The organism is Rhizobium phaseoli (assembly GCF_003985125.1).
GTDB lineage: Bacteria > Pseudomonadota > Alphaproteobacteria > Rhizobiales > Rhizobiaceae > Rhizobium > Rhizobium phaseoli.
The window spans coordinates 124,812-136,903 of the sequence record NZ_ML133580.1 but is presented as its reverse complement, the minus strand read 5'-3'; the positions used below and the strand labels follow the sequence as shown (position 1 = coordinate 136,903).

General features: G+C 61.7%; 11 protein-coding genes. 1 reads left to right on the top strand and 10 read right to left on the bottom strand.

The genetic code is table 11. The features are described from left to right. Positions 1-529: 529 nt before the first annotated feature. Positions 530-1,045, top strand: coding sequence for a 2-thiouracil desulfurase family protein (locus tag EFD56_RS23175; RefSeq protein WP_126906382.1), 516 nt, complete (start codon positions 530-532; stop codon positions 1,043-1,045). 143 nt (positions 1,046-1,188) lie between these two features. On the opposite strand, the gene EFD56_RS23170 is transcribed toward EFD56_RS23175, so the two are convergent. The 10 genes from EFD56_RS23170 to EFD56_RS23125 all read right to left on the bottom strand — a co-directional run bounded on the left by EFD56_RS23170 (position 1,189) and on the right by EFD56_RS23125 (position 11,910). Further along, a complete protein-coding gene (locus EFD56_RS23170; protein ID WP_126906381.1) occupies positions 1,189-1,653 on the bottom strand; it encodes a plant virulence effector HPE1-like domain-containing protein in 465 nt (154 codons plus the stop codon). Between the two features lie 203 nt (positions 1,654-1,856). Further along, positions 1,857-3,128, bottom strand: coding sequence for a phosphoribosylamine--glycine ligase (purD, locus tag EFD56_RS23165; protein ID WP_126906380.1), 1,272 nt, complete (start codon positions 3,126-3,128; stop codon positions 1,857-1,859). A 65-nt stretch (positions 3,129-3,193) separates the two neighbouring features. Further along, a complete protein-coding gene (locus EFD56_RS23160) occupies positions 3,194-5,128 on the bottom strand; it encodes a DUF2207 domain-containing protein (protein WP_126906379.1) in 1,935 nt (644 codons plus the stop codon). Between the two features lie 37 nt (positions 5,129-5,165). Then, positions 5,166-6,428 carry a 3-phosphoshikimate 1-carboxyvinyltransferase gene (gene aroA, locus EFD56_RS23155; protein WP_126906378.1) on the bottom strand — a complete coding sequence of 421 codons (1,263 nt, stop codon included), beginning with the start codon at positions 6,426-6,428 and terminating at the stop codon, positions 5,166-5,168. Positions 6,429-6,621: 193 nt separating this feature from the next. Beyond that, on the bottom strand, positions 6,622-7,173 hold the full coding sequence (locus EFD56_RS23150; protein WP_004672603.1) for a LemA family protein: 552 nt from the start codon (positions 7,171-7,173) through the stop codon (positions 6,622-6,624). A 106-nt stretch (positions 7,174-7,279) separates the two neighbouring features. After that, positions 7,280-9,028, bottom strand: a complete 1,749-nt coding sequence (locus EFD56_RS23145; protein WP_164736857.1) for a DUF2207 family protein — start codon at positions 9,026-9,028, stop codon at positions 7,280-7,282. 166 nt (positions 9,029-9,194) lie between these two features. Next, the gene (locus EFD56_RS23140; protein WP_126906377.1) at positions 9,195-9,746 is read right to left on the bottom strand and encodes a P-loop nucleotide/nucleoside kinase family protein; all 552 of its coding nucleotides are present in this window, start codon (positions 9,744-9,746) and stop codon (positions 9,195-9,197) included. Further along, positions 9,743-10,699 carry a glycine--tRNA ligase subunit alpha gene (locus EFD56_RS23135; protein WP_064827045.1) on the bottom strand — a complete coding sequence of 319 codons (957 nt, stop codon included), beginning with the start codon at positions 10,697-10,699 and terminating at the stop codon, positions 9,743-9,745. The genes EFD56_RS23140 and EFD56_RS23135 overlap by 4 nt, the downstream gene beginning before the upstream one ends. Positions 10,700-10,840: 141 nt before the next feature. Continuing rightward, entirely contained in the window at positions 10,841-11,032 is a 192-nt protein-coding gene (locus EFD56_RS23130) for a hypothetical protein (protein ID WP_003584596.1), read from the bottom strand. Positions 11,033-11,049: 17 nt separating this feature from the next. Continuing rightward, positions 11,050-11,910, bottom strand: a complete 861-nt coding sequence (locus EFD56_RS23125) for a S49 family peptidase (protein WP_126906376.1) — start codon at positions 11,908-11,910, stop codon at positions 11,050-11,052. Positions 11,911-12,092 lie beyond the last annotated feature (182 nt).

The window sequence follows — 12,092 nt, the reverse complement described above, 5'->3', positions numbered from 1 at the left end:
TCGGCCGAGCCCAGTCGTCCGACTAGCTCGTCCCAATCCAATGCTTGCAACGAATCGCTCATCACCAAGGTGAATCATTCGCGATCATCACCGTCAAGGCTAAGTTAGCGCCTATGGGGTCAAGCCCGAGGACGACGGAGGGTGGGTGAGCCTGTGTGCCAAAGAGAGCGCCGTACGCGCCAACGGCAAGCCAGCTGGGGCCGAGGTTTCTCGGTGACTTTGCATGATTATGAAGGCGAAAACCGCTACACAACCTTGCTGAGTTTGCTCCAGACCTCTCGCCTCTTGCCCGGCGCCCTCCCCACCCTCCGTCATACTCGGGCTTGACCCGAGTATCCACAACCAAGCACTCTGCCCGCCATGGCGGGATATTGCCTACATCGTCACCAACTCGGCCTTGAGCCGAGGATCCATGCCTCTGGCGCTCAATAGTGCGGTCAGGTTGTTCGAGCCACCGCCGAGGGATGATCACGCAATACGAGGTCATCCAACACTGGCATTATCGCCGCCGTAGCGTTATCAAACAGGCATGCAAAACAGGATTCTCGTCAGCGCCTGCCTCATGGGGCACGCCGTCCGCTATGATGGCCGCGCGAAGCCGTTGCTGCATCCGGCGATCGACAGATGGCGCGCCGAGGGGCGGCTGGTGACGATCTGTCCGGAAATGTCGGCGGGCATGAAGGTGCCGCGGCCGCCGGCGGAGATCGCCGGCGCGGCAACGGGCGAAGAGGTGCTGGCCGGCACGGCGCGGGTTGTCGAGATCACCGGCGGCGATGTGACGGAAGACTTCGTGCAGGCGGCGGAGAACGCCGTGGCGCTCGCAAGGCAGGCCGGCTGCCGCTATGCGCTGCTCATCGACGGTAGCCCGTCCTGCGGCTCGGCTTTCATCTATGATGGCAGCTTTTCCGGCCGCAGGCAGGCCGGCAACGGCGTGACGGCGGCGGCGCTGAAAGCGGCCGGTATCGAAGTGTTTTCCGATCGCGAGATCGAGCGGCTGATCGAACGTGTGGCGGAACTTGAAAGCGGCGCGGCCGCCGGAGCTTAGGTCAAAACAGAATGCACCCCCGCTTCTCTTCGAGGGTGCATCCGCTCCACCTGAGGTGGAACCCCAACGATCGAAACCTTGATCGGGCAGGGGCAGGGAACTTTTTCTTCAGGCAAATCAGGACGGAAGAAGCTGCAGCGTTTTTAGAACCGCAGCTTGAATTCGGACACGTCCAGCGGCGCCGGCTGTTGCGCCATGCCGGCGGCGACCGGCCGGGCATCGCTGCCGATGACGGCAGCGGTGGTGGCGCTCATATCGATGCCGTCTGCGGCCGGGGCCGGCGGGGCGGCGGCAATCATCGCTTCCGGAGTTGCCTTGCTGACGAAGAGGACGGGGGAACCGCCCATCCAGGCTTCGGTGCGATAGATCTTCTTTTCGCCGCCGACATCACGGACCTCGGTCGCCTGCATGGCGCCGGGCTTCAGTTCCGGCACCGTGTAATCCTTCTTGGTGACCTCGGCCTGCAGCGGCGGGCAATCGGCGCAGCTTTCAGTGACGATGCTGCCCTCGGCAGGGCGCGGCGCAGCCTTGCCGATCACCTCGATCGAGGAGGCCATTGCCGAACCTGCCATCAGCAGGATTGCCGCACCAAGGAAAATCTGACGCATGAAGGCTGCTCCGTCTCACTAAAGCGCGTCGCGATCTTTCAGATTCGCTTGCGCTTTAGGTTTTGTTTTGGCGCATGTCGTTATCGCAAAACCGATGCACACTTTTGCGCGACTTGCTATGAGAGCGTTTTAACGCAGCTTTGTTTCCATCCCGTCAGGGGAAAGGGTAAAAATTTAACGAAGGCGCCGGTTTATGCCTGATATCAGGCCTTTTCGCGCTCGATCGCCCGCCAGCCGATGTCGCGGCGGCAGAAGCCGTTTTCCCAGCGGACCTTGTCGAGCAGGGCGTAGGCGCGGTCGCTCGCCTCGGCGACCGTGCCGCCGGTCGCGGTGACGTTCAGCACGCGGCCGCCGGTCGCGACCAGCGCGCCGTCCTTCAGGCCCGTGCCGGCATGAAACACTTTCTCGCCCTCACCCGCCTGCGGCAGGGAGAGGATCGGCGTGTTCTTTTCATAGGCGCCGGGATAGCCCTTCGAGGCCATCACGACAGTCAAGGCCGGATCGTCGCTCCAGTCGGCGCCGACCTGATCGAGCGTGCCGTTGGCGGCGGCCAGAAGCAGCGGCAGCAGATCGCTCTTCAACCGCATCATCATCACCTGGCATTCGGGATCGCCGAAGCGGACATTGTATTCGATGAGTTCAGGCCCCTTCGCCGTGATCATCAGCCCGGCGAAAAACACGCCGGAGAAGGGGTGGCCGCTCTCGGCCATGCCGCGAATGGTCGGCTCGATGATTTCCTTCATGGTGCGCTCGACCATTTCGGCGGTCATCACCGGCGCCGGCGAATAGGCGCCCATGCCGCCGGTATTGACGCCGGTATCGCCCTCGCCCACTCGCTTGTGATCCTGGGCGGTTGCGAGTGGCAGCGCGTGTCTGCCGTCGCAGAGGCAGAAGAAGCTCGCCTCCTCGCCGTCGAGATAGGCTTCGACGACGACTTCGGCGCCGGCAGCACCAAAGGCACCCTCGAAACAGTCATCGACGGCAGCGAGCGCCTCGTCCAGGGTCATCGCAACCGTCACGCCCTTGCCGGCCGCGAGACCGTCGGCCTTGACGACGATCGGCGCGCCCCGAGCGCGAATATAGGCCTTGGCCTTCGGTGCGTTGTTGAAGCGCTGGTAGGCGCCTGTGGGAATGCCGTAGCGGGCACAGATATCCTTGGTGAAGCCCTTGGAGCCTTCAAGCTGGGCGGCAGCCGCAGAGGGACCGAAGACCGCCAGGCCATCAGCGCGCAAGCGGTCGGCAAGGCCAGCGACAAGCGGCGCCTCGGGGCCGACGACGACGAAATCGATCGCCTTCTCCCGGCAGAAAGCGGCGACCGCTTCGTGATCGTCGATATTGATGGGCACGAGGGCGGCGTGTTCGGCAATGCCGGGATTGCCGGGTGCGGCATAGAATTCGCTCAGCAACGGCGATTGCGCCAGCTTCCAGGCGAGTGCGTGCTCGCGTCCGCCCGATCCGATCAACAGAACCTTCATGCGCCACCCTTTCCTTTTGTCCTTGGCGGTTAAGGGCCAAGCGCCGAAAGGTCAAGCGGGAAAGCTTACCAACCCCCGCCACCGCCACCGCCGCCGCCCCCGCCGGACGAACCGCCGCCGGAAAAGCCGGAGGATGAGCTCGAGGGCGGCGGCGATGGGATCGTCGAGGCAATGGTCGAGGCCATCGACGAGGAGAAGCCGCCGACACGATCGGAAAAGCGGCCGCCGTCGAAATTGCCGGAATACCAGGACGGCGCATAGGCAGCGGCCGTGCCGGCAGCGGCTGCCGCAAGCCAGGTTTCGAAGGTGCGCGACCAGGGTTTTTCGACACCGAGCGCCACCGCATAGGGCAGCAGCGTCTCGAAATGCTGCGGCGACATTTTGGGCGCGCCGGCTGTGTTCATCCGGTCCTTCTCGGCCAGCGTCAAATATTGCCGCAGGCCGTCAACGCCGTCCATCATCCTGGCGCCGAGCGGGGTCGGCGCGCCCATGATGAAGAAATAGAGGATGTTGAGCAGCACGATGCCGCCGATCGCAAAGAGCATCGGCGTCTCGTGCAGTTCCATCAGCGATGAGGCGAATGTCAGGACCACGATCGAAAGGATGCTGACGCCGACGAAAACACCGACTGCCGCGGCGATGATGGCCAGCACCTTGGCGAACAGCGATCGGCCGTGATGCAGCGACTTGACCAAACCGGCGATGAAGACGGCAATGAAGACCGAGATCGCAATCGGGATCAGCATCAGCATGATCGTATCGGGATTGAGCGACCCGAAGACGAACAGCGCCACCAGCGCGGCGGCACTGAGGGCGATGCCGCCTGTGGTGTAGCCGATGTTGGAATTATAATATTTGCCGCGATGCTCCTTCTCGATCGCCGACCGGAAGGCCTGGCCGACGGATTTCACCCGCTCGCCATTGGCCTTGTCGATCGTCAGCGTCGATCCCGCGCCGCCGGCAGCTTTCAGGAGCTCGGTCTCGCCGGCCTGGAATTTTTCTCTGCCGAGCGGCTTGCCGGTACCGCGAATGATGATCGAATCCTTGAGATCCTCGAGTTTGACGTAACCGCGGACGGCCAGATCGAGCGCGGTTGCGGCAAGCGCCGTCCAGCCCCCGCCGGAGAAGCCCTTGTTGTCGATATAGTTGACCAGCGCCGGCGAGACGCCCTCTGGCGCATCCCAGCGCGGCACGATGACACCGCGGGCGGGGTCGCGGCCGACCTTCAGCCAGGATCTCAGATAATAGGCGAAAACCAGGATCAGGCCGCCGAAGCCGATGAAATAATCGCGGTTGTCCTTCAGCCACCAGGTGCTTTCCATATCGGCGCTCGGCGGATCGATCGAGCCCTTCGGCATGCGAATTGCGAAGGTCAGGCCCTCATTGGCATCGAGCGGCGCGGTGGTCGCAAAGACGAGGCCGGCCGGAGTTTGGCCGACCCGGGCATTCTTTCCCGTCGCGCCCTGAAGACCGGTGAAGAAGATCGTGTCCGTAGCTGCGACACCCGGCGGCAGCCGCACCATCGCGGTGGCCGAGCGGATCGGAAAGATCCAGCCATTGCCGGTGACGTTCCAGTAGAGTTCGTCGTGATCGGCGAAATAGCGGATCTGACGGTCGGTCTTGTAGGTGAAGACGTAGCGATGGCGCCCCGGCGTCACCGTCACCTCGGCCGAACCGGCATAGATGCGGACGCCGCCCGATATAGACTCGGTGTGCCAGGGCTCGTCGGCGCCGTCGCGGCTGACCGACACCATATCGAAATCGACGCTGCGGCGACGGCCCCCGGCATCGGTGAAATAAAGCGGAAAGTCCCGGAAGATGCCGTGATTGATCCGGTTGCCCTCGGCATTGACGGTGACCGTTTCCGTCACCGTCATCGCGCCGCTCTTTTCGAGCGTGATGTCGGAGGCGAAGCTGTCGATCACCTCGGCGGCAAAGACCGCCGGCGCGGCGAGCATCAACAAGAGCGCCAAGCAGAATCCGAAAAACCGACGCCCCATTCCTGTCTCCCCGCCGGCGGCCCGGCCGCGCTTTTCGTCAATCCTTGCCCTGATATTCCACGCCGAGGGCCGCGAGCGTGCGCCAGTAAGCCGGGAAGGTCTTGCCGACGCAATCGGGATCGAGAATGGTGATGCCGTCGATCTTCAGGCCGGCGAGCGCAAAGCTCATGGCAATGCGGTGATCGGCAAAGGTGTCGATCTCTGCCGGCAGCGTCTGACCGGCGAGAGCAGGATCGGAATGGACGATCAGATCGTCCCCCTCCTCGACGGCCAGACCTTCGCGGATGTTGTTGAGGCCGGTGGACAAGGCGCGGATGCGGTCGCATTCCTTGACGCGCAGATTGGCGATGCCGACGAAGCGGACCGGCGTCTCGTTGAAGGCGGCAAGCACGGCGATCGTCGGCACGGCATCCTGCATCTGCGAACCATCGATTTCAGCCGGCAGATGCGGGAACTTGGCGATCGTCTCGTAGGCCTTGGCATCCGGCTGGGTGAAGGCATCGTTCGGCACGCCGAGATCGATCTGGCCATCGCTCAGCACTTCGGCCGCCCAGAGATAGGTCGCGGCGGATGCATCAGGCTCGATGACGAAATCGGCGGCGCGGTAGCCGGTCGGCTCGACGCGCCAGGTGACGGGGCTGGTCTTTTCGACCCTGGCGCCAAAGGCCTGCATCGCCGCCGTGGTGAGATCGATATAGCCGAGCGCGCCGATATCCTCGCCGACGAGTTCGATGTCAACAGGACGGTCGCCACCGGCCGCCATCATCAGCAGCGCCGAGACATATTGGCTGGACAACCCGCCATCGATGAGGATGCGGTCGGCCTCGAAGCGGCCGGTGCCCCTGACGGTGACCGGCGGGCAGCCGGTCTCGGCGCTGACATCGATGCCGAGTGTGCGCATCGCCTCGACCAGCGGGCCGATCGGGCGCTTGCGCATGTGCTCGTCGCCGTCGACGACGACGGTGCCGTGGACGAGAGCGGCGGCCGCCGTCAGGAAGCGTGTGGCCGTGCCGGCATTGCCGAGGAAGAGCGGCGCCTTCGGCGGCATGAGTCGGCCGCTGCCTGTTACAACGAAGGTGGTGTCATCGGGCTCGTCGATCGCAACGCCCATGGCGCGCAGCGCATCGGCCATATAACGCGTGTCGTCGCTCTTCAGCGCGCCGGTCAGCCGGCTCGTGCCCTTGGCAAGGCCGGCGAGCAGCAGGGCGCGATTGGTGATCGACTTCGAACCTGGGGGCATGGCGCGGCCCGAAAGCGGCCTGCCCGGCGGGATGATCGTGAGTTTGGCTGTGCGTGTCATGCTATGTCTTCCGTCCATGGGGGCGCCTAAAGCGCATCGCGATCTTTCAGATTCGCTTGGCCCGCGCTTTGGGTCTTTGGTTTTGCGCATGTCGTCATAGCAAAACCGCTGCACACTTTTGCGCGACAAGCTCTTATCGGCCGCAGTCTGCCCTGCTCTTAATCGCTTTTTCGCAAAGGCAAAATGCCGATCGTCAGAATTTCACGCTGGGAACGGCGCGATCGGCCTCATTGGTGATTTCGAAATACTCGCGCTTGGCAAAACCGAACTGGCCGGCGACGAGATTGGAGGGGAAGCTTTCGACCTTGACGTTCAGATCACGGGCCGCCCCGTTGTAATAACGCCGCGCCATCTGCAGCTCGCCCTCCATGGTTTCGAGCGAGGCCTGCAGCTCGGCAAAATTCTGGTTGGCCTTGAGATCCGGATAGGCCTCGGCGAGCGCGATGACCCGCCCGAGCGCCTGGCCGAGCAACCCTTCCGCCTGCGCCCTGCCCGCGACATCGCCGGATGGTACGGCCTGTGCCTTGTTGCGCAGCGCAACCACCTCTTCGAGCGTCGACTTTTCATGGGCGGCATAGCCCTTGACCGTCTCGATCAGGTTGGGGATCAGATCGGCGCGGCGCTTCAGCTGCACATCGATGCCCGACCAGGCTTCCTCCGCCATCTGCCGGGAGCGAACCAGGCCGTTGTAGATGAAGACGATGTAAAGCGCGATGACGACGATAATTGCGAGTATCACGTACATGCAGATGGGCTCCCCGATTTGATGATCGCAGGTTAGTGATTCGGCATGGGAAAGTCATCTTGGCGCGGTTGTCTTCGGCTCAAACAGACTTCGATTTCACCGTCGCTTAAGAACTGCTCCGCCAATCCGGCGTATAGGCATCCATCTTCTCGCTTTCCCGCCACAGATTGAAGCGTTGGGTCCAGCGTTGCTCGATTTCAAGCGCAATGGCGAATGGCAGATAGTGCTCGTAGCATTCGACCGACATTGCCGGACCGTTAATCTCGCCGCTGATATAACGCTTCAAATCGAGGATGTTATTGCGGATCTGCCGCTGCTTCGACGTTGGCATGCGCATTGTCGCCAAAACGGCGATAATGCCGGCAATATGCAGCAAGATCGCCACCAGATATGGCCGCTGTTCGCTGATCACCTCGGTCGTGCCGATATAGGAAACTGCAGCAATCACCATCGCCGGAAGAGTCACAAACAAAGTAGCCGCTTGTTTGAACTGCTCGGAGGTGCCGGTGGCCACGGGAAACCGCTCCGGATGGCGGAAGATTGTTACAACGATCAATAGAATGAACAATATCCCGCAGATGGCCGCGGAATAGATCAAAAGGCCTGAGAAAGCGGCGACGGCAATGCCGAGAGCCAGAATGGCCGCCGAGATCATCAGCGCTGTTCGATCTACACCACCTCTCATTTTCCGATATTCGTCAGCGACGATCTGCTGCAAGTCACGTTGGAAACCGTGCAGGGCATATATGACCGTGCGCCGATCATTGGCAGGCCGTTCTCCTTCGATTCGACCAAATACCGAACGCGTCACAGCTGGAAGACCATACCATCTGGCTCGCGCCACTTTGCCCTTCTTGCGCAGCTGCCTGGCAGACAAATTCGAAGCTTCAGCATCCTCGCCAAGGCTGGAAATGCGAAGCATTCTTTTCGTTGCGAGATGGCAGACGGACGCCATGAAGGCTGCCTTTGCAGCACCCGGCTTCCAGTTCCAAAACAAATAGGCGGCTAAAGCAGGCGATATACTCTCCGTTTCCTTGCCGTCGATAGCAATTGAGGATGCAGGCAATCGCCAGCCCTGCCATCTCGTGAGCACGAACAGGCCGGCGATGAGCACTCCCAAAATGCTGATGAATGGGAGAAAGTGATCGGAAAGCCACCACTGTATCCGCTTGCCGCTCGTGACTGTCACAAAGGTCCCTGCGGGATATTCGATCTCGATATCAGGCAGGACTCGATCCCCCTTGCCTGCTGCAATAGACACCAAGATTTCATTCGGCGCGCTCTGCCTGATGTCATAGGCCGCCGCCCTATCCTGTTGCGAAGGGCGTAACGTTCCGCCCGGCGGCAGCTTCAGGGTAAGCGTCTTTTTCGCTCCCTGACCGTGCACGCGGCCCATATAGGCCGGCAGGAAGAGAATCTCGCGGTCGCCTTCCTGACGAACCAGGCGTCCGAGCCAGTAGGCGATCTGGATCTTTGTAAGACCGGTGGGCAAATTTGCAGAGCAGTTCTTGCAGTGCTCCGCTCCTATGTAAATCGAGTAGCCCGGCACATTATGCTCTCGGGAATAATATTCGTCTTGTCCGTCACGCCGGGCTGCGGCCAGTTTGAAATCTCGCCAGTGAACGCCACCTGCCGCATCCGTGAAACGTTGAGGGATATCAACATAAACGCCGCCGTAATTTGTCGCCATTTTTACGGCGATGTCGAACTGCTCCGCCACAAAGGCAGTGCCGTCGGTGTAGACTTCAACCGTACTGTTTGCCGACCGGACGGTGAACTCGTTGTCAAAATCGCTGCATGATGTCAGCAGGACAAGCATTGCGCATGAGACAAGCCACGAGAAAAAGCGCGGCATCCCGCCTGGGCAGTTTTCAAATGTGATGTTGAAATAAAAAATGCAGCGCTTCAAAAGACAGACCGAATCTATACGTGATCGAAACAGCGATAAGATAGTGGTCGAGCGGTTCGCGCAAAAGAAGCGCAGTCGCGGAAGCAATTATTTTTTCGAGGCTGCTTTATCGTCAAACACCGATCTGCGCGAGAATTCGGGCCGCCGTCTGCTCCGGCAAAAGCTCCGTCGTGTCAATGACGACCGTCTGTTCAGCCAGTCCGCGCAGCAGTTGGTAGTTTGCCCGGAGCTGCTGCAGCTTCGCCGTATCCGTCAGCTTGAGCGCCTCGGATCGGCCGGGAAAGACGAGGCGCCTGGCATTCTCCTCCGGCGCGCAATCGAGGAGAACCGCGACCAGATCCGCGCCTCTGGCGGCCGCCAGATCGAGATACCAGGAGAACGTCGCCCTATCATCCGCGTCATCCGCAAGAGCATCGGTAAAGACGAAGCATTCGGCTGAGTCGGCGCGCATGGCATGGTCGAAAACCGCTTGTCGAATCTGCTGACGCAGCGATGCATGCAGAGGGTTGCCGCGGCCGAAAAGCGCTTCGGCTGGATTGAGCAGCGTATGATTGTCGATGAGCCGCGCGCCGAGCCTTTTTGCCAGCAAGCGCCCGACAGTCAGCTTCCCGGTGCCTGGCCAGCCGTTGATATGGACGATCCGGCTGGCCGGTTTTTGCGTCACGCCGCCTCTTTCGACAGATTGGCGCCGCCGGCGTCGGTCAGCAGGAAGGCTTCGCCGCAAGCCTTGGCGAGGGTGCGCACCCGCAGGATATAGCTCTGGCGTTCGGTGACCGAGATGACGCCGCGGGCGTCGAGCAGGTTGAAGACGTGGCTGGCCTTGATGCACTGGTCATAGGCCGGGAAGACGCATTTGTGCAGGCGCTGGTTGGCGCTGTCATCAGGCGCGCCGGCATCGAGCAGCGCCCGGCATTCCTTCTCGGCATCGACGAAGTGGCGATGCAGCATCTCGGTATTGGCGAATTCGAAATTGTGACGCGAATATTCCTGCTCGGCCTGCAGGAAGACGTCGCCATAGCTGATCTTCTCGTCGCCCTCGCGGCCGTTGAAGTTCAGGTCGTAGACATTGTCGACGCCCTGAACATACATGGCGAGGCGCTCGAGACCGTAGGTCAGTTCACCGGCGACGGGCGCACACTCGATGCCGCAGACCTGCTGGAAATAGGTGAATTGCGACACCTCCATGCCGTCACACCAGCATTCCCAGCCGAGGCCCCAGGCGCCGAGCGTCGGGCTTTCCCAATCATCCTCGACGAAGCGGATGTCGTGCAGCAGCGGGTCGAGGCCGATCGCCGCGAGCGAACCGAGATAAAGCTCCTGCAGATTCGGCGGGTTCGGCTTCAGGATGACCTGGTACTGGTAATAATGCTGCAGGCGGTTGGGGTTCTCGCCATAGCGGCCGTCGGACGGACGCCGCGACGGCTGCACATAGGCTGCCTTCCACGGCTTCGGCCCGAGGGCGCGCAGCGTGGTGGCCGGATGGAAGGTGCCGGCGCCGACCTCCATGTCGTAAGGTTGCAGCACCGCGCAACCCTTGTCCGCCCAGTAGCTGTGCAGGGTCAGGATCAGCGCCTGAAAGGAGCGCTTCGGGTTCATATGGTCTGGGATGGCTGACATGAAACGGCACCGATTGCTTGGGAATTATCGGCGCGACAGGTGCCATGGTGGGCCGCAGGGGTCAAGGGTTTTGCAAGAGTGGGCCGGCCCGTATGGAGAGAGCCTCTGCCCCTGGCGGATGAGGGGCGGGACAGCCGGGACCTACTCCTCATCCCGCTTCAATCGGTATTCCCCGGTCACGGGATCCTTGACCAGCGTGCCGATCGCGCCGGTCTGGCGCTCCTTTTCGGCGCGGCGGGATTTTTCGGCGAGCTTGCGGGCGTCGGAGACGAAGCGGCGGTAGAGCCACCAGGCCGAAAAGACCAGCACCAAAATGGTGATAAGCTGCGCCATGTCCCTCTCTCGCTCCCTTAAAGCCCGAAGCGGCTCCACAATGCTCTTTCTTCGGCCGCTTCGACAAGCCCCGTCACAAGACTAGATCCCGCCCCCTCGAGCGAGACCGGCGACACGCCGGGAATGCGGCGGCCGAGCAGGCCGCGGCTGGCGGTGACGAGTTCCAGCTTCGTCTTCTGACCGTAGCGCCGCTTCAGCTCCTGGCGCATGTCGCCGAGGCCATCGATGAGGCCGAGTTCGAGGCCGCGGGTGCCGCTCCAGAACAGGCCTGAGAAGACCGTCGCGTCGTCCTTCAGTTTGCCGGCGCGGCGCTCGCGCACCATCGCTATGAAGACCTGATGAATTTCGAGCTGCAGGCTCTTCAGGTACTCGATGTCCTTTTCCTTTTCCGGCTGGAACGGATCGAGGATCACCTTGTTCTCGCCGGCGGTATAGACGCGGCGCTCGACGCCGATCTTCTTCAGCAGTTCGGGAAAGCCGAAACCGCCGGAGACGACGCCGATCGAGCCGACGATCGAGGTGGCGTCGGCGATGATCTCGTCGCCGGCAAGCGCGATCATATAACCGCCGGAGGCGGCGACATCCTCGACGAAGATCAGAACCTTCTTCTTCTTCTCGCGGGCAAGCTCGCGGATGCGGGTGAAGATCAGCCGGGACTGGACGGGCGAGCCGCCCGGCGAGTTGATCGCAATGGCAACCGCCGGCGCGTCCTTCATGGCGAAGGCTTTTTCCAGAACCGGCGCGACATTGGCGAGGTTAAGGGTCGGCCGGAACTGCCCGCCGCCGCTGATGATCGCGCCCTGCAATCTGACGACCGGGATGGTGACGCCATCCTTGCGGAACCGTTTTGGCAGCAATTTTCTCAAGAATCCGGCCATTTCCCATCCTTCGCTTCGGGTCGCCCGATCGTCATCTGCGATCGGCATCCATGTATGCGCTGGAACGACAAACGCAATGGCCGCGTTTGCAAAACATCGGGGATGATTTTTCTTGTTGCGAATGACTTGCATTATCATTCTAATTCGTCATAGTGCAGAGACGATAAACAGGTGGAAATGGC

Excerpts from the sequence above, each read along its gene's own strand:
- EFD56_RS23160 (WP_126906379.1), bottom strand. The coding sequence starts at position 5,128 with ATGGGGCGTCGGTTTTTCGGATTCTGCTTGGCGCTCTTGTTGATGCTC.
- EFD56_RS23145 (WP_164736857.1), bottom strand. The coding sequence starts at position 9,028 with ATGCCGCGCTTTTTCTCGTGGCTTGTCTCATGCGCAATGCTTGTCCTG.
- EFD56_RS23175 (WP_126906382.1), top strand. The coding sequence starts at position 530 with ATGCAAAACAGGATTCTCGTCAGCGCCTGCCTCATGGGGCACGCCGTC.
- EFD56_RS23150 (WP_004672603.1), bottom strand. The coding sequence starts at position 7,173 with ATGTACGTGATACTCGCAATTATCGTCGTCATCGCGCTTTACATCGTC.
- purD (WP_126906380.1), bottom strand. The coding sequence starts at position 3,128 with ATGAAGGTTCTGTTGATCGGATCGGGCGGACGCGAGCACGCACTCGCC.
- EFD56_RS23125 (WP_126906376.1), bottom strand. The coding sequence starts at position 11,910 with ATGGCCGGATTCTTGAGAAAATTGCTGCCAAAACGGTTCCGCAAGGAT.
- EFD56_RS23170 (WP_126906381.1), bottom strand. The coding sequence starts at position 1,653 with ATGCGTCAGATTTTCCTTGGTGCGGCAATCCTGCTGATGGCAGGTTCG.
- EFD56_RS23130 (WP_003584596.1), bottom strand. The coding sequence starts at position 11,032 with ATGGCGCAGCTTATCACCATTTTGGTGCTGGTCTTTTCGGCCTGGTGG.
- aroA (WP_126906378.1), bottom strand. The coding sequence starts at position 6,428 with ATGACACGCACAGCCAAACTCACGATCATCCCGCCGGGCAGGCCGCTT.
- EFD56_RS23135 (WP_064827045.1), bottom strand. The coding sequence starts at position 10,699 with ATGTCAGCCATCCCAGACCATATGAACCCGAAGCGCTCCTTTCAGGCG.